Origin of the sequence: uncultured Enterovirga sp., from assembly GCF_964242715.1 — a bacterium.
Lineage (GTDB): Bacteria > Pseudomonadota > Alphaproteobacteria > Rhizobiales > Beijerinckiaceae > Enterovirga.
Map to the genome: position 1 here is coordinate 1 of NZ_CAXTAZ010000002.1, position 26,104 is coordinate 26,104.

A 26,104-nucleotide genomic window follows, 5' to 3' on the forward strand; every position below is an offset into this window, starting at 1 on the left:
ACTCCTATATCGGCCGCTCCGTCCCGCGCCCGAACCTCGCCCGGCTGACGCAGGGGAGGGGGCAATATGTGAGCGACATGGTGCTGCCCCGCATGGGCCATGTCGTCTTCCTGCGCTCGCCCTACGCCCATGCCCGCATCGTCTCGATCGACGGCGCGGCCGCGAAAGCGGCGCCGGGGGTGATTGCTGTCGTCACGGGCCGGGAACTCGCGGCCGTCTGCACGCCCTGGGTCGGCGTTCTCACGCATCTGAAGGGGCTGAAATCCCCGCCGCAGCATGCGATCGCGATCGCGAAGGCGTCCTGGCAGGGCGAGGCCGTCGCGGCCATCGTCGCCCAGACGCGCGCGCAGGCTGAGGACGCGGCCGAACTGGTCGTGGTCGAGTATGACGAATTGCCGGTCGTGGCCGACATGGAGACGGCGCTCGATCCCGCGACGCCCGTCATCCACCCGGAACTCGGCGACAATCTCGCCTGGGAGCGCCTGCATGTCGCGGGCGACGTGGACGGCGCCTTCGCGGCCTCCGACCATGTGGTCGAGGCGACCTTCGGCTTCGGGCGCCACACCGGCGTGACGCTGGAGCCGCGCGCCTGCCTCGCGGATTACAATCCCGGCGACGGACGCCTCACGGTGTACCAGGGCACCCAGGCGCCGCACATGATCCAGAACATCCTGGCGAAACACCTGGACCTGCCGGAAAGCCAGGTTCGCCTCGTCTGCAAGGATGTCGGCGGCTCCTTCGGCATCAAGGTTCACGTCTATTCCGACGAGGTCGCAACCGCCGCCCTGTCGAAGCTGTTGCGCCGGCCGGTGAAATTCGTGGCCGACCGGATCGAGAGCTTCGTCACCGACATCCACGCCCGCGACCATCGCGTGCGGGGCCGGATCGGCGTGATGAATGACGGCTCCATCACGGCCTTCGAGATCGACGACCTGACCGGCATCGGCCCCTATTCGATGTATCCGCGCACGAGCGCGATCGAGGCGAACCAGGTCGTGAATTTCACCGGCGGCCAATACACCTGTCCGAATTACCGGGCCCAGGCCCGGGTCGTATTCCAGAACAAGACGATGACCTGCCAGTACCGGGCGGTCGGGCATCCGATCGCCTGTTCGGTCACGGAGGGGCTGGTCGATCTCGCCGCGCAGCGGATCGGCATAGACCCGGTCGAAATCCGCCGCCGCAACATCATCCGGGACGACGCCTATCCCTGCCAATCCTCGGCCGGCATGCGGTTCGAAAAGCTGTCGCACGAAGCCGCGATGGCCAAGCTTCTCAACATGATGGATTACGACGCGCTCAGAGCCGAGCAGGCGGAATATCGCCGCCGCGGAATTCATCGCGGCATCGGGCTCGCGAGCTTCATCGAGGTGACCAATCCGAGCGCCGCCTTTTACGGTGTCGGCGGAGCCAAGATCTCCTCGCAGGACGGCGTCACCGTGCGGATGGACGCGCAGGGTTCCGTGCACGTGGCGTCCAGCGTTACCGAGCAGGGGCAGGGCGCGGAAGCGGTGACCGCCCAGGTGGTCGCGACTGCCTTCGGCATCTCGATCGAGCGGGTCCGCGTCGTCACCGGTGACACGGACAACACGCCCTATGGCGGCGGCACCTGGGCGTCGCGCGCTGCCGGGATCGGCGGCGAGGCGGCTTGGCAGGCCGGGAAGGCTTTGCGCGAGAACGTCCTCGCGGTCGCGGCCGCGATTCTTCAGGCCCAGCCGGAGACGCTCGACGTGCGGGACGGGCTCGTGGTCGACGCGGAAAACGGGCGCGAGCGCATGCCGCTCGAAGAGGTGGCGCGCATCGCTTATTTCCGGCCCGATACGCTCCCGCCGGGCGTGCAGCCGGAATTCGTGGCGACCCGGCATTACGTTCCGAAGCAATATCCCTTCGCCTTCACGAACGGCATCCAGGGCTCCTATGTCGAGGTCGACACGGACACCGGCTTCATCCGGCTCCTGAAACATTGGTGCGTGGAGGATTGCGGCACGATCCTGAACCCGCAACTCGTCGACGAGCAGGTGCGGGGCGGCATCGTGCAGGGGCTCGGCCCGGCGCTCTACGAGCATTGCCTGTATGACGAGCACGGCCAGATGTTGAACGGCAATATGGCCGATTATCTCGTGCCGATGTCGGTCGAGATGCCGGATATCGAGGTCGGCCATGTCTCGACGCCGACAGCGGAATCGGAACTCGGCGCCAAGGGCGCGGGCGAGGCGGGGACGGCCGGCGCAGCAGCCGCCGTGATGAACGCCGTGAACGATGCGCTCGTCCCGTTCGGGGCCGTCCTCACCTCGATCCCGATGACGCCGGAGCGCGTGCTCAGGGCGCTGGGGCGGGTCTGAGCGACGACGCCGTATCACAAAGCATGATAGCCAAGAGCAGGTCTTATCGTTTCACATCGGCCGGCGGAATTCGTACCCGCTAGCCGATTTCGGGAGGTCCCTCGACGGATCCCCAGCACCACAAGGGGAGGAACGCATGACACAGGATCTCGTCCAGTCCGGCCTCAACCGCCGCCGGGTGCTCGCGACAGGCGCTGCCGGCCTCGCGCTCGCTGCCTCGCCCTTCCGCATCAATATCCTCCAGGCGCAGGAAGGGCCGATCAAGATCGGCTTTCCCTGTCCGCTGACCGGTCCCTACGGCGCCGAGGCGCAGAACCAGGTCATGGCCGCGCAACTCGCGGTCGCGGAGTTCAACGACGCCGGCGGCCTCAACGGCCGCAAGGCGGAGCTCCTCGCCCGCGACGACAAGCTGAACCCCGGCGAGGCCGCGACGCGCACCCTCGAGCTGATCGAGAATGACAAGGTCAATTTCATCGTCGGCAGCCTGTCCGCCTCGGTGCAGCTCGCCATCAACAACATCACCAAAGAGCGGAAGGTCATCTTCAACTCGATCAGTCAGTCCGACACGATCAACGAGATCTCGGATTTCAGCCGCTACACCTTCCACGAGGCCATGAACCCGCACATGACGGCGGGCGCGGTCGGCCGCTACGCCTTCGGCAAGTTCGGTAAGAAGGTCGTCTATCTGACGGCGGACTACGCCTACGGCTACGAGATGGTTCGCGGCTTCCAGCGGGCCGGCAAGGACATAGGCGTCGAGACACTGGCCGACATCCGGCACCCGCTCGGCACGACCGATTTCTCGACCCTGCTGCCCCGTATCCAGGCGCTGAAGCCCGACATCCTCTGCATCATCAATTTCGGCCGCGACCAGCAGATCGCGATCAAGCAGGCGACCGATTTCGGCGTGAAGCGCAACACCAAGATCATCGTGCCGATCCTGCTCTACACCGCGCGCGTCGCGGGCGGCGCGCAGGCCTTCGACGGCGTGATCGGCGGCAGCTCTTATTACTGGGGCATCGAGGACAAGGTCGCCTCCGCGAAGTCGTTCAACGACAAGTTCCGCAAGATGCACAAGGGCGCGGTCCCGACGGATTACGGCGCCATGGGCTATGGCGGCGTCCGCACCGTGCTCGAGGCCGCGAAGGCGGCCGGCACGACGGAGACCGAGAAGGTCGTCGCGGCGATGGAGGCCCTGAAATACGATTATTACAAGGGCCCGGAATATTACCGCGCCTGCGACCACCAGGCGGTGCAGTCGGTCTTCATCCTGCAGTCGAAGTCGAAGGACATGAAGTCCCCGGAGGACGTGTTCGACATCGTCGCGACCGAGGAGCCGAACGAGGCGACGCTACGCAGCTGCGGCGAGCTCGGCCACAAGGCGTGACGCGTTCATTCCGTCATTGCGAGCGAAGCGAAGCAACCCAGAAGGGCTCGCAGGTTCCTCTGGGTTGCTTCGTCGCTGCGCTCCTCGCAATGACGAACCATTGAGAAGACCCGTATGTTTGCGGCCCTAACCCCGGACCTGATCGCGCTCCAGCTCTTCACCGGGCTGGCGCTCGGAGCGGTCTACGTCCTTCTCTCCATCGGCCTGTCGCTCATTTTCGGCATGCTGACGGTGGTGAATTTCGCGCATGGCGCCTTCTACATGCTGGGCGCCTATATCGGGCTCTACGCGCTCTCGCTCGGCGTGAATTTCTGGGTGGCGCTCGCGGTTGTCCCGCTCGCCGTCGCGGCGGTCGGCCTTGCGGTCGAGCGCGTGCTGATCCGGCCGCTTTATGGCCGCGGCATCGATTATCCGCTGCTGCTCACCTTCGGCCTCGGCTACGTGATGATCGAAGTCGTCCGCATCATTTTCGGCCGGACCGGATACCCGTTCGACACCCCCGAAATCCTGCAGGGCGCCGTCGACATCTGGGTGGGTTATTTTCCGCTTTATCGCCTGTTCGTGATCGCCGCGACCGCGGTCGTTCTCCTCGGCCTTTATCTCTTCCTCGAGAAGACGAGTTTCGGCCTCATCATCCGGGCCGGCGCGCGTGATCCGCAGATCGTGCGCATCCTCGGCGTCGACGTCTCGAAAGTTTGGCTGATCGTGTTCGGCATCGGGACCGGCATCGCGGGCCTGGCGGGCCTCCTCGCGGCGCCGCTCCAGGGTGTTGCGCCCGAAATGGGCTCGACGATCCTGGCGGAGGCCTTCGTCGTGACGGTCGTCGGCGGAATGGGTTCCCTCCTGGGCGCGGTGCTGGCCGGGCTCATGGTCGGCGTGGTCGTGAGCATGACCTCGCTCTTCATGCCTGAGATGGCGAAAGTGTCGATCTTCGCGCTGATGGCCGTCGTGCTGCTCGTACGGCCGCAGGGCTTTTTCGGCCGCGCCGGCCTGATGAGCTGACCCGGATGTCAGCCGAACTCGCCCCAGGCTCCGCCGTCGTGTCCGCCTCGGCGGGCGTGCGGATGCTCGATATTGCCGAGCGCCACCGCGTTCTCCTCGCAGGCCTCTTCCTCCTCGTCTTCCCGCTCGTGATGCCGTTCCACGCGCTCGCGGTCGTGATCCTGACCTACGGGCTCTACGCGCTCGGCTTCAATTTGCTCTTCGGCTATCTCGGACTTCTGTCCTTCGGACATGCGGCACTGTTTGGAGGCGGAGCGTATCTCTGCGGGATGGCGCTCGTGCATCTCGGCGCGCCCTGGTGGGTCGGGGTGGCCGTCGGCACGATCGGTGGCGCGCTGATCGCGCTCATCATCGGCGCGCTCGCGATCCGCACGCGCGGCATCTACTTCGCGATGGTGACGCTCGCCCTCGCGCAATGCGTCTATTACGTCTTCTACCAGGCCGTGGACCTGACCGGGGGCGAGAATGGGCTCCGCCTCCCGTCGATGGCGCCGATCGACCTGTTCGGCTTCCGGCTGAGCTTCGTCGACCCGATCACGCGTTATTACGTCGTCGCGGCCTTCGTATTGGCGAGCCTCTTCGTCCTGTCCCGCATCCTCGCATCGCCCTTCGGCGCCGTGATCGAGGGCATCCGCGAGAACGAGGCGCGGGCGCGGGCCTGCGGCTACGACGTGACACGCTCGCGTCTCCTCGCCTTCGTCCTGTCCGGCGCCTTCTGCGGCCTCGCGGGCGCGCTCCAGGCGCTGCATCTCGCCATCGTGCCGATCGAGACCCTGTCGATCGAGACCTCGGGCCTCGCGGTCATGATGTGCCTGCTCGGCGGCATGGGGACCTTCTTCGGTCCCTTCATCGGGGCGGCCGTGTTCCTGATCCTGGAGAATGTCGTCTCCGTCTACACGGTGCATTGGCAGCTTGTGGTCGGAATCGTGTTCGTCGTCTGCGTGCTGTTCTTCCCGCGAGGCATCTGGGGCTCGATCCTGCATTGGTGCGGCCGATGACCGGCTCCGACGTCATTCTCCGGACAGAGAACGTCGGCCGCACCTTCGGCAAGTTCGTGGCGCTGAAGGACGTTTCGGCCGAGTTCCGACGCGGCGCGCTGACCTCGATCATCGGCCCGAACGGGGCCGGCAAGAGCACCTATTTCAACCTCCTCTCCGGTTCGCTGTCGCCAAGTTCGGGCAAGGTCACCTTCGAGGGCCGGGACGTCACCGGCCTTCCGCAGCATCGCTTCGCGCATCTCGGCGTCGCGAAATCCTTCCAGATCACGAACGTGTTTCCGCAGCTCACCGTGCGGGAGAATGTTCGCATCGCCGCGCAGGCGCTGAAGACCCGCTTCGACATCTGGCGCCCGCGCGCCGCCATGGCCGAGTTCATCGAGGCCGCCGACGAGCTCCTGAAGACGGTCGGGCTGTCGCACCGGCGCATGGAGCCGGCCTCGGCCCTGGCGCATGGCGAGCAGCGCGCGCTCGAGATCGGGATGGCGCTCGCCTCCCGGCCGCGCCTGCTCCTCCTCGACGAGCCGACCGCCGGGATGAGCCCGGAAGAGACGCGCAGCATGATGGATCTCATCCTGCGCCTCGCCGCCGAGCGCACCGTCATCCTGGTCGAGCACAAGATGAAGCTCGTGATGGGGATCTGCGACCGGCTGCTCGTGCTCCATCACGGCGAGCTGCTGGCCGAAGGCACGCCGGACGAGATCCGCCGGAACGAGACGGTGAAACGCGTCTATCTCGGCAAGCGGGAGCATTGACGATGCTTCGCGTCGAAGGACTGAACGCCTGGTACGGGCCGAGCCACGTGCTCCAGGGGATCGACCTCGAAATTCGGCGAGGCGAGATCGTCTGCCTCATCGGCCGGAACGGCGCCGGCAAGACGACCACGCTGAAATCGATCATGGGCCTTCTCCCGAAGACCACGGGCCGGATCACCTTCGAGGACAAGGAGATGCGCGGGAGGCCGGCGCATGTGCGGTACGGCGCCGGCCTCGCCTATGTCCCCGAGGAGCGCCGCATCGTGCCCGGCCTGACCGTGCGCGAAAATCTCAGCCTCGGCCTCGTCGCGTCTCCGATGAAGAAGCAGGAGGCGGAGCTGATCGAGCGCACGAAGCGCATCTTTCCGCGCCTGGCCGAGCGGCTGGACCAGGCCGCGATCACCATGTCGGGCGGCGAGCAGCAGATGCTCGCCATCGCCCGTGCCATGATCTCCGAGCCAAAACTCATCATGATGGACGAGCCGTCGGAGGGGATCATGCCGGTCCTGGTCGACGAGATGTTCGAGCTGTTCAAGACCATGAAGGCGGAGGGCCAGACGCTCCTCCTCGTCGAGCAGAATGTCGAACTGGCGCTCGGCATCGCCGATCGGGCCTACGTGCTCGACCAGGGAGCGATCGTGCATCATGCCTCTGGCGAAGCCTTGCGGGCGGACGTGGAGATCCAGGAACGCTACTGCTCGGTCTGAGACCCGTGCCGCCTCTGGCGGCAAGGCGGTCCGGACGGCAGATCGGAGGACGACATGGCTCAGGTGCTGAAGCGCGGCCGCGATGCGGACCAGAAGGCCGAGGACGATGCGAAGACGCGTGCCATCGTCGAAGGCATTCTCAAGGACATCGCCGACCGGGGCGACGCCGCCGTGCGCGAAATGTCGGTCAAGTTCGACGGCTGGGATCGCGAGGATTACCGGCTGACGGATGCCGAGATCCGCGCCTGCCTCGGCGAGCTGTCCGCGCGTGACATCGAGGACATCAGGTTCGCGCAGGCGCAGGTCCGGAACTTCGCCGAGCACCAGCGCGCGTCGATGCGTGACATCGAGGTCGAGACGCTGCCCGGCATCGTCCTCGGTCACAAGAACATCCCGGTGAATTCCGTCGGCTGCTACGTGCCGGGCGGCAAATACCCGCTGCTCGCCTCGGCCCACATGTCGGTCGTGACCGCCAAGGTCGCCGGCGTGCCCTCGATCGTGACCTGCGCGCCGCCCTTCGGCGGCCGCCCGGCCCCGGCCATCGTCGCCGCCCAGCATCTCGCCGGCGCCGACGTCATCTATTGCCTGGGTGGCGTCCAGGCTGTCGGCGCCATGGCGCTCGGCACGGAAACGATCGCGTCCGTCGACATGCTGGTCGGGCCCGGCAACGCCTATGTGGCCGAGGCCAAGCGCCAGCTCTTCGGCCGCGTCGGCATCGACCTCTTCGCCGGTCCGACCGAGACCCTCGTCATCGCCGACGACAGCGTCGATGGGGAGCTCTGCGCGACCGATCTCCTCGGACAGGCCGAGCACGGGCCGAACTCGCCGGCGATCCTCCTCACGACCTCGGCGAAGCTCGCCCGCGACACGATGGCCGAGATCGAGCGCCTGCTCGAGATTCTGCCCACGGGGCAGGTCGCGCGGCAGGCCTGGGAGGATTACGGCGAGGTGATCCTTTGCGCGGACGAAGACGAGATGGTCCTGGAGGCCGACCGGATCGCGTCCGAGCATGTTCAGGTGATGACGCGCGATCCGGACTTCTTCCTGCGCAACATGCGGAATTACGGCGCGCTGTTCCTCGGGCCGCGCACCAACGTCGCCTATGGCGACAAGGTCATCGGCACGAACCACACGCTGCCGACCAAGAAGGCGGCCCGCTACACGGGCGGGCTCTGGGTCGGCAAGTTCCTCAAGACCGTGACCTACCAGAGGGTCCTGACCGACGAGGCCTCCACCATGATCGGCGAATATTGCTCCCGCCTCTGCATGCTGGAGGGTTTCGCGGGCCACGCCGAACAGGCGAATATCAGGGTGCGCCGGTATGGCGGGCGCAACATCCCCTACGCGACGGCCGCGGAGTGAGCGCGGCGGCGACATCGGTGCTGCCGTCCTTCCGGCTGGACGGCCGGCGCGCGCTCGTAACCGGCGCGGGGCGCGGCATCGGGCTCGCCGCCGCGCAGGCGCTGGCGGAGGCGGGTGCCGACGTCACGCTCGCCGCACGCTCGGCCGGCGAGATCGAGGCCGCCGCGGCGAATATTCGTGCTGGGGGAGGGCGCGCCCAGGCGCTCGCGGTCGACGTGACGGACATCGCGGGCTTCGGCGCTGCGGTCGGGGCGGCCGAGCCCTTCGACGTGTTCGTCAACAATGCCGGCACGAACCGCCCGAAGCCTTTCGTCGAGGTGACGGAAGAGGATTTCGACACCGTCATGGACCTGAATGTCCGGGCGGCCTTCTTCGCTGCCCAGGCCGTGGTGCGGCGCCTCCTCGATGCCGGCCGGCCGGGCTCGATCATCAACATGTCGTCGCAAATGGGCCATGTCGGCGGAGCCCGCCGAACGATCTACTGCGCGTCGAAACACGCGCTGGAGGGGCTGACCAAGGCCATGGCGGTCGAGCTCGGGCCGCACGGCATCCGGGTCAACACGCTCTGCCCGACCTTCATCGAGACCCCGATGACGAAGCCCTTCTTTGCAGATCCCGCCTTCCGGGACAGCGTCGTCTCGAAGATCAAGCTCGGCCGCCTCGGACAGGTGCAGGACCTGACCGGCGCGATCGTGTTCCTGGCCTCCGACGCCTCGGCGCTGATGACCGGCTCGGCGCTCCTCGTCGACGGAGGCTGGACGGCGGATTAGCGCGGCGTTGCTCCGTCCTCAGGGGATCAGCAGGATCTTCCCGAAATGCCCGTTCGCCTTCATGTGGTCGAGCGCGCCCGCCACCTCGTCGAGAGAAAAGGAGCGATCCACCGGGATGTGCAGCGTCCCGTTCGTCACCGCGTCCCAGAGTTCGTCCCGCATGCGGCGGTTGATCTCGCGGACCTCGTCCACCGACCGCGTCCGGAAGGTCACGCCGACGTAGCTGATGCGTTTCAGCGCATGCAGGTCGTAATCGAATTCGCCCTTGGTGCCCCCGAGACGGCCGACATTGACGATGCGGCCGAGGACCGAGGCGGCCCGCATGTTGCCGTTGGCGACCGAAGCCGAGACCTGGTCGATGATGACGTTCACGCCCTCGCCGCCGGTCGCCTCCCGCACCTGGTCCGGCCAGGCCGGATCGCCGGCGTCGATCGCATGCGTGGCGCCGAACTCGGCGAGGCGCGCGCGTCGCTCCGGGTTGGTCGATGTGCCGATGACGACGGCCGCTCCCCGGAGGCGCGCGATCTGCAGCGCCATCAGGCCGACGCCGGTGCTGGCGCCCTGGATCATGATGCTCTCGCCCGGCTGCAGCCGACCCTGCGTGACGATCGCGTCATGCATGGTCTGCAGCGCGATCGGCAGGGTCGTCGCGGTCTCGAAGGACATGCCGGCCGGGATCGGATTGGTCCGGCCGTGATCGGCCACGGCGTATTCGGCATAGCCGCCGGAGCCCGAACACATCACGCGGTCGCCGACCGCGAAGCCGCCCGCCTTCGGACCCGCCTCGGCGACCTCGCCCGCCCATTCGAGACCAGGGATGGTGCCTGGACCACCGATGACTCCATGGGCGTGGCCGGCCGCGACGGAGAGATCGGCGCGGTTGAGCGAGGCCGCCCTGACCCGGACCAGGACCTCGTTCGGCTTCGGCTTGGGAGGAGAAACGTCCCGCAGGACGAGACCGGATTCCGTGACAACGGCCGCTTTCAAGCGATCCTCCTTGGCGCATGGCCGGCTAAGACGGGCATCGGGCCCGGTCGACCGCCACCGGCGTCGTTCTAGCCGGATCGAGGCCGCCTGCAATCCGCGCCCTTCAGGCCATCACAAAACACGATCCCCCGACCAAGTTCTTATCATTTCACGGTGCGAGATGGCGCCCTTAATTCCCGGTCATCACGACCTCGACGGGACACTCATGAAGCTCGGCTTCTTCACCATGCCGATCCATCCCCTGGCGAAGGACTGGCGGCAGAGCCTGCGCGAGGACCAGGAGGCCTTCATCCTGGCCGACGAACTCGGTTTCACGGAAGCCTATGTCGGCGAGCACGCGACCGACCAGGCCGAGAACATCACCTCCTGCATGCTGTTTCTCGCCACCCTCATCGACAAGACCCGATCGATGAAGCTCGGCACCGGAACGGTGAACCTGCCCAATTCGCATCCCGTGGCGGTCGCCTCGCATATCGCGATGCTGGACCACCTGCTCGATGGCCGCTTTATCTTCGGGATCAGTCCGGGCGGGCTGATCTCGGATGCCGAGGTGTTCGGCAACCTCGACGCCGACCGGCCGGCGATGTTCCTCGAATGCATCGACACGATCCTGGAGATCTGGCGGCGCGAACCGCCCTACCGGATCGAGGGCAAGTTCTGGACAGTCACGACCGAGCGCACGCTGCTCGCCGATATCGGGCAGGGGGTCCTGCCGAAGCCGCTGCAGCGCCCACATCCCCCGATCGTGGTCACGGCCGTCGCGCCCTTCTCGAAGGGCGTCACCGAGGCCGCCGCGCGCGGCTGGGACCCGATCTCGGCGAACTTCCTCATGCCGGGCTGGGTAAGGAGCCATTGGCCGAAATATGTCGAGGGCTGCGAGCGGGGAGGGCGGCGGGCCGACCCGGCGAATTGGCGCGTCGCCCGCAGCGTGTTCGTGGCGGACGACCTCGCGACGGCGCGGGACTATGCGATGGATCCCGACAGCCCCTACCGCTTCTATTACAGCCAGATGCTGACCAAGATGAAGCGCGCCGGGCGGCTCGAGCTGTTCAAGACGAGCCGCGACATGCCGGACGAGGAGGTCACGCTGGATTTCGTCTGCGACAAGCTCGTCACCTGGGGCACGCCGGACAAGGTGGCGGACGAGCTGCTCGCCTTCCGGGACGAGGTCGGCCCGTTCGGCACCATGCTCTATGCTGGCCATGACTGGGTCGATCGCGACCTCGGCCGACGCTCGATGGTGCTTCTCGCGGAGGAAGTGCTGCCGCAGGTCGATACAGGCCGCAGGGCGGCAGTGGAGGCGGCCGAATGACCATGATCGATATTCCGGGCGGCCGCCTCTTCAGCCGTGTCGACGGCGATGCCGACAAGCCCTGGCTCGTCCTCTCGAACAGCCTCGCCTCCGACCACACGATGTGGGACCCGCAGATGGCGGCGCTGACGGCGCGCTACCGCGTGCTCCGCTACGATACGCGCGGCCATGGCCGGAGCGATGCGCCGCCGTCGCCCTACGGCTTCCCTGACCTCGTCTCCGATGTCGTGACGGTCATGGACGCGCATGGGATCCGACGCGCAGCCCATATGGGCCTGTCGCTCGGCGGCATGACGGGACTGGGGCTCGCGCTGGAACACCCGGATCGCGTCGAACGTCTGGTGTGCTGCGACGCGCGGGCCGATGCGCCCGAAGGTTTCGTGAGAAGCTGGGACGACCGCATCGCAGCCGTGGAGCGCGGCGGCATGGCGGCTCTGGTCGACGGCACGCTCGATCGGTGGCTGACGCCCGCCTTCCGGGCCGCGCATCCCGAGGAGGTGGCGAAGCTCGCTGCCCAGATCCGGGCCACGCAGCCCGAGGGCTACAAGGGCTGCGCGGCAGCGCTGAAGACACTCGACTACCTGAAGGACCTCGGCCGCCTCGCGCTGCCGGTCCTCTACGTGGTCGGAGCCGAGGATAGCGGCGCGCCCGTGCCGGCCATGCAGGCCATGGCCGATGCGACGCCAGGCGCCCGGTTCGAGATCGTGCCCAACGCAGCCCACATCGCCAATGTCGACAACCCGAAGGGTTTCGGACGGGCGCTCGAGGGATTCCTGCTTTAGAGTTGCGGCGAGGCAGGGGCCGGAATCGCGCCCCCTGGCTCGCGCCAAAAAGCCGGGCTGATAGAATGTGGGCAGGTAGGCTGGCCGAGAGGCCAGTCCCAAAAAACTTGCCAGATCGCCGCAAGATCCGATGCCGCGGATTTTACTGCCTCGACACTGTGGCTCCGCGGGTAGGATTCGAACCTACGACCAGCCGGTTAACAGCCGGCTGCTCTACCACTGAGCTACCGCGGATCACGAGGGGGTGAATACAGAAGCGGGCGGGGCTGCGCAAGCCTCGGGTCAGTCGCGATGGCGCGAGGGCTGCGGCTGAGCGATTCTGGCCATGCCGCCGAGGTTGCCCTTTGCCGACGCCGTCGATATGAACCCGGACCGCCGACCCAGCGACTGGCCTCGTGGCGGAGTGGTTACGCAGAGGACTGCAAATCCTTGTACCCCGGTTCAATTCCGGGCGAGGCCTCCACTCCTCCCTTCTGCAGCTCGGCGTCGACACGACAAGGCCGTCGACGGTCTCCCGACGACGGCCCTTGTTCGACCAAACGGGCGTTAGCCCCGCTTCGTCACATTCTCTTCATCATCCGGCGGCGCATCATGCGCTGGCGCATCGGCTTCGCGCGCATCATGCGCGGCCGGCCCATCATGCGGCGCTCGACCACTCCGGGGCGTGCGCCCGGGACGCCGCCGCCGATCTGGCCGGGCGTTCCGACCCGAGCCGGACCGCCGGAGCTCTGGCCGGTCGCGCTCTGCTGCGCGAGGGCGGGGAAGCTCAGAGCAGCAAAAGCTGCTGCGAATACGAGGGCCTTCTTCATTATTCTTATCTCCCAGTCGTCCGTGATAGTGACGGGTGCAGCTTTCCGCCGACGGAGCGCGCCCTGGATCAGGGTTCTGCGGCACGCAAACTCGGGCCTAGCGCCGGAGTTCCGCCGGGGACGTCCCTCTCACGACGCCGTGATGCTCGCCTTGCCTTCGGGGTCCCGATCCCGGACAAGCGCGCCATCCCGAGCCCATCGCACCTCCCGGAGTTGGAGATGATCCCGTTCGCCGCGGCCCGCCGCAACATGGTCGACTGCCAGATCCGCACCTTCGACGTCCATGACAGGGCGATCCTCGCCGCCATGGACGAGGTGCCGCGCGAAGCCTTCGTGCCGGAAGGGCTGGAAGACCTGGCCTATGGCGATGCGGCCCTGAGCTTCGAGGCCGATCAAAGCGGGGCGGACCATCGTGCGATGCTGTCACCGATGGTGCTCGCCCGCCTCCTCCAGGCACTCCGGATCGGCCAGGGCATGCGTGTGCTCGACGTCGCGGGCGCGCGCGGCTATTCGGCCGCGATCCTTTCGCGTCTCGGCGCCAACGTGACGGCGGTCGAGTCTCGCTCCGACCTCGCGCCTCCGACGGCCGGCATGGCCGGCGAGCTTCTCGAGCCCGTGACGTGGCGACAAGGGGATCTCGCGGCAGGCTGCGCGGGTGATGGGCCTTTCCAGGCGATCCTGATCAACGGCGCCGTGCAGGTCGAGCCGACCGCGCTCCTGGACCAGCTCGCCGATGGCGGGCAGCTTGCCTGCCTCAGGGCCAACGGGCAGCCCGGGAGGGCCATGCTCTATGTCCGGTCTGGCACCGGCATCGGGTCGCGCGCGCTGTTCGATGCCGCGGCGCCGGTCCTCGACGCCTTCCGGACCGTTCCCGCCTTCGCCTTTTGATCGCCGCCGCCCAGGTGTGTCGCCTTTATGTGGCACCTGCGAGACAACATGGCCGGCGGGCCCGGACCCCGTTTCGCGGCCGGTGCGGCTGGATTAGAATGCGGGCCGGCACCAGGACGGTGCGGCGGTAGGCGGGCACTCGCCCGAAAGCTGCGTGAACCGGCGGACGGATATCTTCGTGGAGCGATCGCTGAGCTTGACGTCCCGGGGAGCATGGCATCGCGCTCTCCTTGCGTCCGCGATCTGCATGAATCCCATGGTGGCCTCGGCGGAGACGATGAGTTCCGCCCTCGCTCGGGCCTATAGCGGCAACCCGACGCTCGACGCGCAACGGGCCTCCGTCCGGGCGGTCGACGAGAACGTGCCCCGCGCCCTCTCGGGCTTCAGGCCCTCCATCACGGGGCTCGCGAATACCGGCTTCAGCCGCACCGAGGGCGTGCTCCAAGGCCAGAATATCAGCCGCTCCACGAACCCATCGAGCGTCGGTCTCCAGATCAGCCAGAACCTGTTCAACGGGTTCAGGACCGAGAACTCGACGCGGCAGGCCGAGACCCAGGTGTTCGGCGCCCGCGAAGGTCTCCGGAACGTCGAGCAGAACACGCTCTTCTCCGGCGCGCAGGCCTATATGAACGTGCTGCGCGACACGGCCATCCTCAACCTGCAGCGCAACAACGTCGAGGTGCTCGAGGAGCAGTTGTCGCAGACCAGGACCCGGTTCCAGGTCGGCGAAGTGACCCGGACCGACGTGGCCCAGGCCGAATCCCGCCTCGCCGCCGCGCGGTCCCAGGTCAGCACGGCCGAGTCCAACCTGCAGACCTCGATCGCGACCTATCGTCAGATCATCGGCGTCGAGCCGCGCCAGCTTGCCCAGGGCAGCCCGGTGGATCGGCTGGTGCCCCGCACGGTCACGGCGGCGGTGCAGATCGGGCTCGAGGAGCACCCGGCGATCATCTCCGCGCTCCACGCGGTCGATGCCGCTGAATTGCAGGTCAAGATCGTGGAAGGGGAGCTCGCACCGAGCGTCGGCCTCACCGGCAGCCTCGCGCAAGGGTTCAACTCCACCATCCAGAACGACTCGTCTCTGTCCGCCTCCGTGGTCGCCCAGATCACCGTGCCGATCTACCAGGGCGGCGAGGTCTACGCTCGCGTCCGCCAGTCGAAGGAGACCGCGGGTCAGCGCCGCATCGAGGCGGAGGCGACGCGCGATCAGGTCCGCGCGGCCGTGATCTCGGCCTGGGGCAGCCTCGAGGCGTCGAAGGCCACCGTCCGGGCCGCGCAGGCCCAGGTGCAGGCGGCCGAGATCGCGCTGACCGGCGTCCGCGAGGAATCGCGGGTGGGTCAGCGTACGACGCTCGACATCCTGAACCAGCAGCAGGAATTGCTCACGGCCCGGGTGAACCTGATCACGGCGCAGCGCGACCGCGTGGTCGCCTCCTACGCCGTCGTCCAGGCGATCGGGCGGCTCACGGCGAAGTCGCTCGGCCTCGGCGTCGAGATCTACAGCGCCAAGCTCCATTTCGATCAGGTCAAGGATCTGCCCTGGGGCGTGCGCACGCCGGACGGCCGCTAAAGGCGAAAGTCCCTGTGCGCCACCCTCTCTGCTGCTTGATCCTGCGACTCGCCCTGGATTACTCCTGAGTAAGCCTGATTCCCCGGCTGCCGCGCGAGATCCTGTCCCGATGAGTGCCGCGAGCACCAAGACGCAAGATCCGTCGATGGACGAGATCCTGGCCTCCATCCGACGCATCATCGCCGACGATCAGGATGCCCCGAGAGGGCCGGACAACGGCGCCCGACAACATGAGATCGAGCACGACGACGACGTGCTCGATCTGGCCGAGATGCCGGACGCGCGCGTCCGGGCCCCGGCGGATCTCGAGGTCGACGTCCCGGACCTCTCCTTCCAGAGCGTGACGGAGCCGGAACCGCCGGGCCGGGAACCCGCGCCGGAGCCGGCTCCCCGACCTGAGCCGGTTCCCCGGCCTGAGCCCCAGTCCGTGGCCGAGAAGCCGGTCCCGGCCATCGCCCCACCCGAGCCGGCCCCGGCGCCGCGCCAGCCCGAAACCATCGTGTCGAACGAGACGACGGCCTCGGTCAGCCACGCCTTCAACCTCCTGTCGCATACGATCCTGACGCAGAATGCCCGCACCCTCGAAGATCTCGTGGGCGAGATGCTGAAGCCGATGCTGAAGATGTGGCTCGACGATAACCTGCCGCCGCTCGTGGAACGTCTGGTCCGGGCGGAGATCGAACGGGTCGCGCGCGGCAGCCGCTGACGCAGGAGGAGAGGACACGGCGGTTGACGCCGCCGTCTCGCCCCGGTTCAAGAGCGCGGCCCCCTGAATGCCGCGGATTCAAGAAAGCTGATGATCGACAAGCTCTTCGACCATGCCTCCGTCGAGGCGCGCATGGCGGCGCGCTGGGACGAGGCAGGCGCCTTCCGGGCCGGCCGGCCGGACCGCGCGGAAGCCGAGCCTTATTGCATCGTCATCCCGCCGCCGAACGTGACCGGCTCGCTCCATATGGGGCACGCGCTCAACAACACGATCCAGGACATCCTCTGCCGCTTCGAGCGCATGCGGGGGCGTGACGTGCTCTGGCAGCCCGGCATGGACCATGCCGGCATCGCGACCCAGATGGTGGTCGAGCGGCGCCTCGCCGAGCAGGGCATCCAGCGCCGCGACCTCGAGCGCGAGGACTTCGTCCGCCACGTCTGGGCCTGGAAGGAGGAATCGGGCGGCCAGATCACGAGCCAGCTGCAGCGGCTCGGCGCCTCCTGCGACTGGACGCGCGAGCGCTTCACCATGGACGAGGGCCTGTCCCGGGCCGTGCTGAAGGTCTTCGTCGACCTATACCGCGACGGGCTGATCTACCGCGACAAGCGGCTCGTGAACTGGGACCCCAAATTCTCGACCGCGATCTCGGATCTCGAGGTGCAGCAGGTCGAGACCAAGGGGAATCTCTGGTTCATCCGCTATCCGCTCGAGGGCGAGCCGGACCGCTATATCGAGGTCGCGACGACGCGCCCCGAGACGATGCTGGGCGACGTCGCCGTGGCCGTCCATCCCGAGGACGAGCGTTTCAACGGCCTGATCGGCCGGAACGCGATCCTGCCGCTCGTCGGCCGCGCCATCCCGATCGTCGCCGACACCTATTCCGACCCCGAGAAGGGGACGGGCGCGGTGAAGATCACGCCGGCCCACGATTTCAACGACTTCGAGGTCGGCCGCCGGCACGGGCTGACGCTGATCAACATCTTCGGGCCGGAGGCGCAGCTCCGCATTGCCGGCAACGACGCCTTTCTGGACGGCCTCTCCGACGGGCCGGCCCTCGATTCGGTGCTGGCCCTCGAAGGCCTGGACCGGGCCGAGGCCCGCAAGCGCATCGTCGCGATGCTGGACGAAGCGGGCTACCTCGCCGCGGTCGAGCCGCATAACCACGCGGTGCCGCATGGCGACCGCTCGGGCGTGCCGGTCGAGCCCTATCTGACCGACCAATGGTTCGTGGACGTGAAGCCGCTGGCCGAGCGGGCGCTCGCCGCCGTCCGGTCCGGCGAGACGCGCTTCGTGCCCGAAAATTGGGAGAAGACCTATTTCCAGTGGCTCGAGAACATTCAGCCCTGGACGATCTCCCGCCAGCTCTGGTGGGGTCACCGCATCCCGGCCTGGTACGGGCCGGATGGGCGCGTCTACGTGGCGGAGAGCGAGGAGGAGGCCCTCGCCGAGGCCCTCGCGCATGACGTCGTCAACGGCACCCTCACGGAGGAGGAGGGGACAGCGATCGCCTCCGATCCGGACCGCGCCGCCGCCTTCCTGACCCGCGAGGAGGATGTCCTCGACACTTGGTTCTCCTCGGCGCTCTGGCCCTTCTCGACCATGGGCTGGCCGGACGAGACGCCGGACCTCGTCCGCTATTACCCGACGAACACGCTCGTCACCGGCTTCGACATCATCTTCTTCTGGGTCGCCCGGATGATGATGATGGGGCTCTACTGCACAGACCGGGTGCCCTTCGACACGGTCTACATCCACGCCCTCGTCCGCGACGAGCGCGGGGCCAAGATGTCGAAGTCGAAGGGCAACGTCATCGACCCGATCCAGCTAATCGACAGCTACGGCGCCGACGCACTCCGCTTCACCCTCGCCGCGATGGCCGCGCAGGGGCGCGACATCAAGCTGTCGCTGCAGCGGGTCGAGGGCTACCGCAACTTCGCGACGAAGATCTGGAACGCGGCCCGCTTCGCCGAGATGAACGGTTGTGTCTCACCAGCCGGCGCGACCGGCGCCCCACCGCCCGCGACCGACACCTTGAACCGCTGGATCCTGGCCGAATGTTCGCGGGCGCTGGCGGACTGCACGACCGCCATCGAGGAATATCGCTTCAACGATGCGGCGGGCGCGGCCTACCGTTTCGTCTGGAACACCTTCTGCGATTGGCATATCGAGCTCGCCAAGCCGGTGCTGCTTGGGCCGGACAGCCCGGCCAAGGACGAGGCCCGGGCGGTTACGGCCTATGTCTTCGACACGGTCCTGAAGCTGCTGCACCCCTTCATGCCCTTCGTGACCGAGGAACTCTGGGCGTTGCGGAACGGGGGCGGAGCAGGGCTCCTGACGCTCGCCGCCTGGCCCGCCATCGGCGACCTTTCCCATCCGGAATCCGAGGCGGAGATCGGCTGGGTCATCGACCTCATCTCCGAGATCCGCTCGGTGCGGTCCGAGCTCGGCGTGCCGCCGGCCGCGCAGGTGCCCCTCGTCCTGGTCTCGCCCTCGGCCGAGACGCGCGCCCGGGCCGGACGCTGGAATGAGACGCTCCGCCGCCAAGCCCGTCTGTCCGCCATCGAAGAAGCCACCACGCCTCCTGGCCAGTCCGTCCAGGTGGTGGTGCAGGGCGAGGTGGCCGCCCTGCCGCTCGCCGGCATCGTCGATCTCGAGGCCGAACTCGACAGGCTCGGTCGAGAGGCCGCGAAGCTCGATGGCGAGATCGTCAAGATCGATGCGAAGCTCGGCAACGAGAGCTTTGTCTCGCGCGCTCCGGAAGAGGTCGTCGAGGAGCAGCGTGAGCGTCGGGCCGAAGCGGTCGCCCGGCGGGCGCGAATCGACGAGGCTCTCGCCCGGCTGAAGGCACTCTGAGAATTTCCTTCCTGCGAGGTCGCTTCCGCGCCCTCGCCGGAGCCATCGTCGCGGTGCTCGCCGCCGCGGCGGTCGTGTTCGGTATCCGCTGGGGGGATCCGGCCCTCTTTCCGGCGAAGCCCGGGACGGGCATCCCGATCTATCTCGTCAGCAACGGCTTCCATTCGGGCCTCGTGCTTCCGCGCCCGGAACTGGCCAAGGTCGGCGGGCGGGATGGGCGGGCCGCGGTGATCTCCGTGGCTGCCCGGTTCGGGCATTACGACTGGCTCGAATTTGGCTGGGGAGACGCCCGCTTCTACCGCGACGGCTCCACGCCCGACTCGATCGACTTGGGTCTCGGCCTCCGCGCCCTCTTCGTGCCCGGCAATGCCTCGGTGGCGCATGTGGTCGGCGTCGAGGGCGACCCCCGCATCCCGTTCCAGGGCGCCGACCTCGTCCCCATCACCCTGTCCGAGGAGGGGTTCGCCCGGCTACTCGCCCGACTCGACGAGACCTTCGACGTCGAGGACGGCGGCCGCCCCGAAGTCTTGGGGCAAGGGCTGTACGGTCCGAGCCTCTTCTACCGCGCCCGAGGCACGTTCAGCTTCCGCAACGTCTGCAATCACTGGACGGCCCGTATGCTCGATTCGGCAGGCGTGCCGGTCTCGCCGCTCCTCGCGACGCTGCCCTCGGGGCTTGTCCTCGACCTTCGGCTCCGGTCGGGCCTCCGCCCTGCGACGGACGCACTTCCCCTGTCCGCCGGGACGCACTAAGCGCACGGCATGACGGCCAGCACCCAAGACACCATCGTCCAAGACACCATCGTCGAGATCGGGACGGTCCGGTTCGGCAATGCCTTGCCGTTGACCCTCATCGCGGGTCCCTGCGCGATGGAAAGCCGCGACCACGCGCTCGAGACCGCGGAAGCCATCAAGGCGATGGCCGACCGGCTCGGGATGGGGCTCGTCTACAAATCCTCCTTCGACAAGGCGAACCGCACATCGGCGGCGAGCGCGCGCGGGATCGGGCTCGGGCCCGCCATGGACATCTTCGCCGAGGTGAAGGCCCGCTTCGGCCTCGCGCTGACGACGGACGTGCACGAGGTCTCGCAATGCGCGGCCGTGGGCGAGGTCGTCGACATCCTGCAGATCCCGGCCTTCCTGTGCCGGCAGACCGACCTCCTGGTCGCGGCGGCCGAGACGGGCCGCGTCGTGAACGTGAAGAAGGGCCAGTTCCTGGCGCCCTGGGACATGCGCAACGTCGCGGCCAAGGTCCGCGAGGCCGGCAACCGTCGCGTGATGGTGACCGAGCGCGGCGCCTCCTTCGGCTACAACACGCTCGTCTCCGACATGCGCTCGCTCCCGATCATGGCCGAGACGACCGGCGCCCCGGTGATCTTCGACGCGACCCATTCCGTGCAGCAGCCGGGCGGCCGCGGCACCACCTCCGGCGGCGAGCGCCGCTTCGTGCCGGTTCTCGCCCGGGCGGCCGTCGCGGTCGGCGTCGCGGGCGTGTTCATCGAGACGCATCGCGACCCGGACCACGCGCCGTCGGACGGTCCGAACATGGTGCCGCTCGCCGAACTGCCGGCTCTGCTCGAGGAACTCCAGGCTTTCGACGCAGTCGCCAAACGGCGGCGGGTCTCGTGAGCAGACCGTTCCGCCCGTGAGCGAATCCGTGTCGCCCGGTGAGGCGGAGCGCACGCGCCGGACCATCCTGATCCTGTCCGTCTGCGGCTTCGCCTCGGCCCTCTCGACACGTTTCGTCGACCCGATGATCGGCGTCATCGCCCGCGACCTCGCGGCCGACCCGCTCACCGTCGCGCTCCTCTCCACCGCCTACGCCTTGCCCTATGCCCTGATCCAGCCGGTGCTGGGCCCGTTCGGAGACGCGGTCGGCAAGGAACTCGTCGTCAAGGTTCTCCTGATCGCGCTCGCGATCGTGCTGCTCGCGGCGAGCCTGACGACGGACCTCACGGCGCTCTTCGTGCTCCGCGTCCTCTCCGGCGCGGCGGCGGGCGGGATCATCCCGATCGCGCTCGCGACCATCGGCGACCGCGTCGCCGCCATGGGCGAGCGCCAGGTCGCGATCGGCCGCTTCCTCACCGCGACGATCTCGGGACAGCTGCTCGGCGGCGTCGGCTCGGGGGCGCTCGCCGGCGTGATCTCCTGGCGCGGCGTCTTCGCCGTGGCGGCCGGCATCTCGGCCGTCGCGGCCGTCGCGGTGCTGCTCGGCTTCCGGAGCGCGAACGCCGCGCGCGGCGAGTTCAGCCTCAGGATAGCCCTCGACCGCTACCGCCGCATTCTCGGGATACCGCGGGCGCTCGCGCTGATGGCGTTCGTGTTCGCGGAAGGCGTGCTCGTCTTCGGCGTGCAGCCTTATATCGCGCCGCTTCTCGAGCGCGACGGGCTCGGCGGCGCGACGGAGGCCGGGCTGATCATCGGCGGTTTTGCGATCGGCGGCATCATCTACACGCTGATCGTCCGCTGGCTGCTCGCCACCCTCGGCCTGCCCCGCATGCTGCGGACCGCCGGACTCATCGCCGCGCTCGCGTTCGGCGCCCTCGCGCCCGGGCTGCCCTGGGGATTTCAGGCTGCCGCGATGGTGGTGGTGGGCGCGGGCTTCTACATGCTCCACAACTCCTTTCAGACCCAGATCACCGAGGTGGTGCCGGACGCCCGCGCCTCCGCGGTGTCGATGCACGCCTTCTCGTTCTTCATCGGGCAGGCGCTCGGCCCCGTGACCTACGGGCTCCTCCTCGGCACGATCGACCGGGGCGGGGCGATGCTCGTCTGTGGCGCGGGCCTCCTCGTCCTCGGCCTTGTCGCCGCGACCGTGCTCCGCGAGGCCTATCCCCGCGCCCGGTAGGGCGCGACGCCCTGGTCGGGCAGCCACAGGCCGGAGGGCGGCGCGCCCGTCTGCCAGAACACGTCGATCGGGATCCCGCCGCGCGGATTCCAGTAGCCGCCGATCCGCAGCCAGCGCGGCACGAGCAGCCCGGCGAGCCGCTTTCCGATCGCGACCGTGCAATCCTCATGGAAGGCGCCGTGATCGCGGAAGCTGTGCAGGTAGAGCTTCAGCGACTTCGATTCGACGAGCCAGGCATCGGGCACGTAGTCGATCACGAGCAGCGCGAAATCCGGCTGGCCCGTCACCGGACAGAGCGAGGTGAATTCTGGCGCCGTGAAGCGCGCGACGTAATCCGCGTCGGGATGCGGGTTCGGTACGCGATCGAGCTGCGCCTCGTCGGGCGAGCGGGGCAGGGCGGCGGGACGGCCGAGTTGGGGATCTGACATCGCTGGGAGGTAGCGCGGATCGTGCAGCGGTCAAGGCCGCCGGCGCCCGGGGGCGTGTTCAGGAGTCGATCGTCTCGTCGCCCGCGAGCGCCCGCCGGATCGCGGGCATCAGCCGACCCTCGATCGACCTCTCGTCGATCGCGCCCCGCACGGCGGTCAGAACCCGGCCAGAGCGGGCCACCACGTAGGTTCCCGGAACCCCGCGCTGCCCGACGGCGCGCGAAAGCTGCCCGTCGTCCCTCGCCACCGCCGCGAAGGGGTTGCCGGTGCGGCGGAGATAGGCGGCCGCTTTCGCCTCGCTGTCCCGGTAGACGAGGCCGAGCAGGCGAAAGCGGCTGTCGCGCGAGAGCCGGAGGAGGTGATCGTGCTCGGCCTGACAATACGGGCACCAAGACGCCCAGACGTTGAGGAGGGCGACGCCCCTCCGGAACTCGCCCGAGGCGAATCCCGGCACGGCCCAGCCATTCGGTCCGGTCAGCCCGGAGATCGCGGGCAGGACGACGTCCGGCAGCACGGATCCCTCGACACGGCCGCAGCCAGCGAGACCGGACAAGGCCGCACCGGCAGCGGCCACCAGAACCTTCCGGCGCGCAAAAAGCTTCGTCATGCCGCTCCTCCGCCCGCAGCGCAGCACGTGATCGGTTTCGATTCCGTTGCCTCGATCCTCGGACGTCCGTCCCTTGCACAGGCGAACCGGCCGGCTTACCGCCTCGGGCTCCAACAGGAGGGGCCGAATGACCACCATCATCGACATCGCCGCGCGCGAAATCCTCGACAGCCGCGGCAACCCGACGGTGGAGGTCGACGTGATCCTCGAGGACGGATCGATGGGCCGCGCCGCCGTCCCGTCGGGCGCCTCGACCGGCGCGCACGAGGCCGTCGAACTCCGCGACGGCGACAAGAGCCGCTACGGCGGCAAGGGCGTGCTCAAGGCCGTCGAGGCCGTCAACGGCGAACTCGCGGGCGAACTCGCCGGCATGGAGGCCGAGGACCAGGTCGAGATCGACGAGGCCATGATCGAACTCGACGGCACGCCGAACAAGGCTCGGCTCGGGGCGAACGCGATCCTGGGCATCTCGCTCGCGGTCGCCAAGGCCGCCTCGGAAGCCTCCGGCCTGCCGCTCTATCGCTATGTCGGCGGCACCCAGGCCCGGCTGCTGCCGGTGCCGATGATGAACATCATCAATGGCGGGGCGCATGCCGACAACCCGATCGACTTCCAGGAATTCATGATCATGCCGGTCGGGGCGGAGAGCTTCGCCGAGGCGGTCCGGATCGGCTCCGAGGTCTTCCACACGCTCCGGTCCGGGCTGAAGAAGGCCGGTCACAACACGAATGTCGGCGACGAGGGCGGTTTTGCACCGAACCTCTCCTCAGCCGAGGCGGCGCTCGACTTCGTGATGGGTTCGATCGAGCAGGCCGGCTTCAAGCCCGGCAAGGACGTGGTGCTCGCGCTCGATTGCGCCGCGACGGAATTCTTCCGCGACGGCAGCTACGCCTACGAGGGCGAGGGCCTGACCCGGAGCGGACGGGAGCAGGCCGAATATCTGGCGAAGCTCGTCGCGGCCTACCCGATCGTCTCGATCGAGGACGGCATGTCCGAGGACGATTGGGAGGGCTGGAAGGCGCTGACCGACCTCGTCGGCGCCAAGTGCCAGCTCGTCGGCGACGACCTTTTCGTCACCAACACGACCCGGCTCTCCGACGGCATCCGGCGCGGCGTCGCGAATTCGATCCTGGTCAAGGTGAACCAGATCGGCACCCTCACCGAGACCCTCTCGACGGTCGAGATGGCCCACAAGGCCGGCTACACCGCGGTCATGTCGCATCGCTCCGGCGAGACGGAGGACGCCACCATCGCCGACCTCGCGGTCGCGACAAATTGCGGGCAGATCAAGACGGGCTCGCTGTCCCGGTCCGACCGGCTCGCGAAATACAACCAGCTCATCCGCATCGAGGAGGAACTCGGGGCGGCGGCGAAATATGCGGGCCGGGCGGCGCTGAAGACCCTCGCGTGATCGCGGCCGGCCAAAGCGATCGTGCCTAGCTCACGAAAGGGAGGCAGCCCGCAACCCGCATCAGCGGTGGCCTGACCGGCGCGGCCGTGCATGGCCATCCGGAGCCGGGCCGCTATGGTCCGGCCGTGCTCGTCTCCCGACCGGGTCTTCGCTGGACTCCCCATCTCGCCGTCGCGTCCATGCTGGTCGCGATGCTGATCTTCGGCGCCAATTTCGCGATCAGCCGCTACGCCGTGCAGCATGGACTGACGGCCTACGACCTCGTCTTCCTGCGGTTCGGCATCTCCGGCCCGATCCTGCTGCCCTTCCTCGTCAGTCGCGGGCTCCGCGATTGCGCCGGGGTGGGCTGGGGCAGGGGGGTGGTGCTGGCCCTCACCTGCGGTGCAACGATCACGCTCCTGATGAGCCTCGGCGTGACCTATGCGCCGGCCGCGCATGGCGCGGCGCTCGGGCCCGGGACGGTGACGGTCGTGGGCGTCGTCTACGTGATGGTCATGGCGGGCCGGCTGCCGCCCTGGCTCGCGCGGATCGGCCTCGCGCTCGCGCTGTCGGGACTCGTCCTGATGGCGATCGCGGGCACGACGAGTGGATCCAGCTCGATCCTGCTCGGCGATTTCTGCTTCTTCCTCACCGGCCTCCTGTGGGGCTTCTACCCGGTGCTTCTCCATCGCTGGCGGGTCGGAGCCATGACGGGCGCTGCCATCGCCGCGGTGCTGTCCCTCGCCTACGTGCCGATCTATTTCGCGTTCCTGGAACCCAGGCTGCTCCAGGTCCCCGTCGCCCTCGTCCTGTTTCAGGCGGCCTATCAGGGCGTGCTGAACTCGATCATCGCCCTGTGGCTCTGGGGCCACGGCGTAAAGGTGCTCGGGGCCTCCGGAACGCAGCTTTTCCCGCCCTTGATCCCGGTCATCGGGACGGTTTCGGCCATCCCGATCCTTGGCGAATGGCCGGGCCCCCTGCAGGCCCTCGCCATCGCTTTGATCGTCGTTGGCCTCGCGCTCTCCGCGTATGGCAATCGGTCGACGGCCACGCCGCCCGCCCCGCGAGACCCTACGGCGTGAATTTGTCGAACGTGCCGAGGTAGTTCTCGAAGGACAAGATAGTTGTCTTCAGGAAATCGTTCGTCACGCCGCCGTCCAGGTCGATGTCCCACTCGAAATTGAGGTCGCCGTCGTTGTCGAGATAGGCCTTGGCGTAGCGCCTCGCCTTGTTCCAGGCATTCACGAAGTCCAGCGTGTATTTCGGATTCTTGACGAAGATGGCGGAGAACTGGAAGGAGCCGCAGGCTTCCTCCTTGCAATCGTACATGTAGATCGCGATCCGGCGACCGCTCAGCCCGCTCCGGATGTAGCGGTTCCGCGTGCCCTGCACGATCTCGGCGCGATAGCCTGAATCCTGCAAGAGCTTTGCGACCTGTTCCACGGTGACCCGCTCCACGGGCTCGCCCGACGCGGTCGGAGCCGGCCGCTGTCCCTGGCCCAGTTGATTGACCTGCGCCTGCGTCGTGGCCGTCCCGATCGCGAGAAGAAGGCAGGCGGTCAGATGAGGAAGAGCTTTCATACGATGACCCTCGGCGCTCCCATC

The 26,104-nt window shown here is 67.9% G+C and carries 24 protein-coding genes and 2 tRNA genes; 20 read left to right on the plus strand and 6 right to left on the minus strand.

Going from position 1 to position 26,104, the window contains the following annotated elements:
- The 8 genes from ACFE87_RS01435 to ACFE87_RS01470 form a co-directional block, all read left to right on the plus strand.
- Positions 1–2,342, plus strand: a 2,342-nt coding sequence (locus ACFE87_RS01435) for a xanthine dehydrogenase family protein molybdopterin-binding subunit (protein WP_375457827.1), incomplete at its 5' end; no start/stop codon positions are given.
- A gap of 136 nt (positions 2,343–2,478) precedes the next feature.
- Positions 2,479–3,729: an ABC transporter substrate-binding protein gene (locus tag ACFE87_RS01440; RefSeq protein WP_375457828.1), complete on the plus strand. Its 1,251-nt coding sequence runs from the start codon at positions 2,479–2,481 to the stop codon at positions 3,727–3,729.
- A gap of 114 nt (positions 3,730–3,843) precedes the next feature.
- The gene (locus ACFE87_RS01445; RefSeq protein ID WP_375457829.1) at positions 3,844–4,731 is read left to right on the plus strand and encodes a branched-chain amino acid ABC transporter permease; all 888 of its coding nucleotides are present in this window, start codon (positions 3,844–3,846) and stop codon (positions 4,729–4,731) included.
- 5 nt (positions 4,732–4,736) lie between these two features.
- Positions 4,737–5,729, plus strand: a complete 993-nt coding sequence (locus ACFE87_RS01450; protein ID WP_375457830.1) for a branched-chain amino acid ABC transporter permease — start codon at positions 4,737–4,739, stop codon at positions 5,727–5,729.
- Positions 5,726–6,481 carry an ABC transporter ATP-binding protein gene (locus tag ACFE87_RS01455; RefSeq protein WP_375457831.1) on the plus strand — a complete coding sequence of 252 codons (756 nt, stop codon included), beginning with the start codon at positions 5,726–5,728 and terminating at the stop codon, positions 6,479–6,481. The genes ACFE87_RS01450 and ACFE87_RS01455 overlap by 4 nt, the downstream gene beginning before the upstream one ends.
- A 2-nt stretch (positions 6,482–6,483) precedes the next feature.
- Positions 6,484–7,188: an ABC transporter ATP-binding protein gene (locus tag ACFE87_RS01460; protein ID WP_375457832.1), complete on the plus strand. Its 705-nt coding sequence runs from the start codon at positions 6,484–6,486 to the stop codon at positions 7,186–7,188.
- Positions 7,189–7,242: 54 nt separating this feature from the next.
- Complete coding sequence (gene hisD / locus ACFE87_RS01465) at positions 7,243–8,550, plus strand: histidinol dehydrogenase (protein ID WP_375457833.1); 1,308 nt, start codon at positions 7,243–7,245, stop codon at positions 8,548–8,550.
- A 17-nt stretch (positions 8,551–8,567) separates the two neighbouring features.
- Positions 8,568–9,320, plus strand: coding sequence for an SDR family NAD(P)-dependent oxidoreductase (locus tag ACFE87_RS01470; protein ID WP_375457834.1), 753 nt, complete (start codon positions 8,568–8,570; stop codon positions 9,318–9,320).
- A gap of 18 nt (positions 9,321–9,338) precedes the next feature.
- On the opposite strand, the gene ACFE87_RS01475 is transcribed toward ACFE87_RS01470, so the two are convergent.
- Complete coding sequence (locus tag ACFE87_RS01475; RefSeq protein ID WP_375457835.1) at positions 9,339–10,307, minus strand: zinc-binding dehydrogenase; 969 nt, start codon at positions 10,305–10,307, stop codon at positions 9,339–9,341.
- A 160-nt stretch (positions 10,308–10,467) separates the two neighbouring features.
- On the opposite strand from ACFE87_RS01475, the gene ACFE87_RS01480 reads away from it, so the two are divergent.
- Both ACFE87_RS01480 and pcaD read left to right on the plus strand, forming a co-directional pair.
- Positions 10,468–11,619, plus strand: coding sequence for an LLM class flavin-dependent oxidoreductase (locus ACFE87_RS01480; protein WP_375457836.1), 1,152 nt, complete (start codon positions 10,468–10,470; stop codon positions 11,617–11,619).
- Positions 11,616–12,401, plus strand: a complete 786-nt coding sequence (gene pcaD / locus ACFE87_RS01485) for a 3-oxoadipate enol-lactonase (protein ID WP_375457837.1) — start codon at positions 11,616–11,618, stop codon at positions 12,399–12,401. The genes ACFE87_RS01480 and pcaD overlap by 4 nt, the downstream gene beginning before the upstream one ends.
- Positions 12,402–12,560: 159 nt before the next feature.
- Here the strand turns inward: pcaD and ACFE87_RS01490 are convergent.
- Positions 12,561–12,635 (minus strand) — tRNA-Asn (locus ACFE87_RS01490).
- A gap of 155 nt (positions 12,636–12,790) precedes the next feature.
- Between ACFE87_RS01490 and ACFE87_RS01495 the strand changes: the two genes are divergently transcribed.
- Positions 12,791–12,864: transfer RNA gene (locus tag ACFE87_RS01495), tRNA-Cys, on the plus strand.
- 97 nt (positions 12,865–12,961) lie between these two features.
- Here the strand turns inward: ACFE87_RS01495 and ACFE87_RS01500 are convergent.
- On the minus strand, positions 12,962–13,210 hold the full coding sequence (locus ACFE87_RS01500; RefSeq protein ID WP_375457838.1) for a hypothetical protein: 249 nt from the start codon (positions 13,208–13,210) through the stop codon (positions 12,962–12,964).
- Between the two features lie 219 nt (positions 13,211–13,429).
- On the opposite strand from ACFE87_RS01500, the gene ACFE87_RS01505 reads away from it, so the two are divergent.
- From ACFE87_RS01505 to ACFE87_RS01535, 7 genes are all read left to right on the plus strand, one after another.
- A complete protein-coding gene (locus tag ACFE87_RS01505) occupies positions 13,430–14,098 on the plus strand; it encodes a protein-L-isoaspartate O-methyltransferase (protein ID WP_375457839.1) in 669 nt (222 codons plus the stop codon).
- 277 nt (positions 14,099–14,375) lie between these two features.
- Complete coding sequence (locus tag ACFE87_RS01510; RefSeq protein WP_375457840.1) at positions 14,376–15,668, plus strand: TolC family outer membrane protein; 1,293 nt, start codon at positions 14,376–14,378, stop codon at positions 15,666–15,668.
- Positions 15,669–15,777: 109 nt separating this feature from the next.
- Entirely contained in the window at positions 15,778–16,374 is a 597-nt protein-coding gene (locus ACFE87_RS01515) for a PopZ family protein (RefSeq protein ID WP_375457841.1), read from the plus strand.
- Between the two features lie 90 nt (positions 16,375–16,464).
- Complete coding sequence (locus ACFE87_RS01520) at positions 16,465–19,227, plus strand: valine--tRNA ligase (protein WP_375457842.1); 2,763 nt, start codon at positions 16,465–16,467, stop codon at positions 19,225–19,227.
- Positions 19,228–19,280: 53 nt separating this feature from the next.
- Positions 19,281–19,979 carry a DUF2459 domain-containing protein gene (locus ACFE87_RS01525; protein ID WP_375457843.1) on the plus strand — a complete coding sequence of 233 codons (699 nt, stop codon included), beginning with the start codon at positions 19,281–19,283 and terminating at the stop codon, positions 19,977–19,979.
- A 9-nt stretch (positions 19,980–19,988) separates the two neighbouring features.
- The gene (gene kdsA, locus ACFE87_RS01530) at positions 19,989–20,855 is read left to right on the plus strand and encodes a 3-deoxy-8-phosphooctulonate synthase (RefSeq protein WP_375457844.1); all 867 of its coding nucleotides are present in this window, start codon (positions 19,989–19,991) and stop codon (positions 20,853–20,855) included.
- Positions 20,856–20,871: 16 nt separating this feature from the next.
- Positions 20,872–22,074, plus strand: coding sequence for an MFS transporter (locus tag ACFE87_RS01535; protein WP_375457845.1), 1,203 nt, complete (start codon positions 20,872–20,874; stop codon positions 22,072–22,074).
- Here the strand turns inward: ACFE87_RS01535 and queF are convergent.
- Complete coding sequence (gene queF / locus ACFE87_RS01540) at positions 22,056–22,502, minus strand: preQ(1) synthase (protein ID WP_375457846.1); 447 nt, start codon at positions 22,500–22,502, stop codon at positions 22,056–22,058. The genes ACFE87_RS01535 and queF overlap by 19 nt on opposite strands.
- A 58-nt stretch (positions 22,503–22,560) precedes the next feature.
- The gene (locus ACFE87_RS01545; protein ID WP_375457847.1) at positions 22,561–23,109 is read right to left on the minus strand and encodes a redoxin family protein; all 549 of its coding nucleotides are present in this window, start codon (positions 23,107–23,109) and stop codon (positions 22,561–22,563) included.
- Between the two features lie 127 nt (positions 23,110–23,236).
- Here ACFE87_RS01545 and eno point away from each other — a divergent pair, with 127 nt between their 5' ends.
- Positions 23,237–24,520 (plus strand): phosphopyruvate hydratase, encoded by a 1,284-nt coding sequence (gene eno, locus ACFE87_RS01550; protein WP_375457848.1) that lies wholly within the window; start codon positions 23,237–23,239, stop codon positions 24,518–24,520.
- Positions 24,521–24,606: 86 nt separating this feature from the next.
- The gene (locus ACFE87_RS01555) at positions 24,607–25,581 is read left to right on the plus strand and encodes a DMT family transporter (protein ID WP_375457849.1); all 975 of its coding nucleotides are present in this window, start codon (positions 24,607–24,609) and stop codon (positions 25,579–25,581) included.
- Here ACFE87_RS01555 and ACFE87_RS01560 read toward each other — a convergent pair.
- Positions 25,571–26,080 carry a YbjN domain-containing protein gene (locus tag ACFE87_RS01560; RefSeq protein WP_375457850.1) on the minus strand — a complete coding sequence of 170 codons (510 nt, stop codon included), beginning with the start codon at positions 26,078–26,080 and terminating at the stop codon, positions 25,571–25,573. The genes ACFE87_RS01555 and ACFE87_RS01560 overlap by 11 nt on opposite strands.
- Positions 26,081–26,104: the final 24 nt, after the last annotated feature.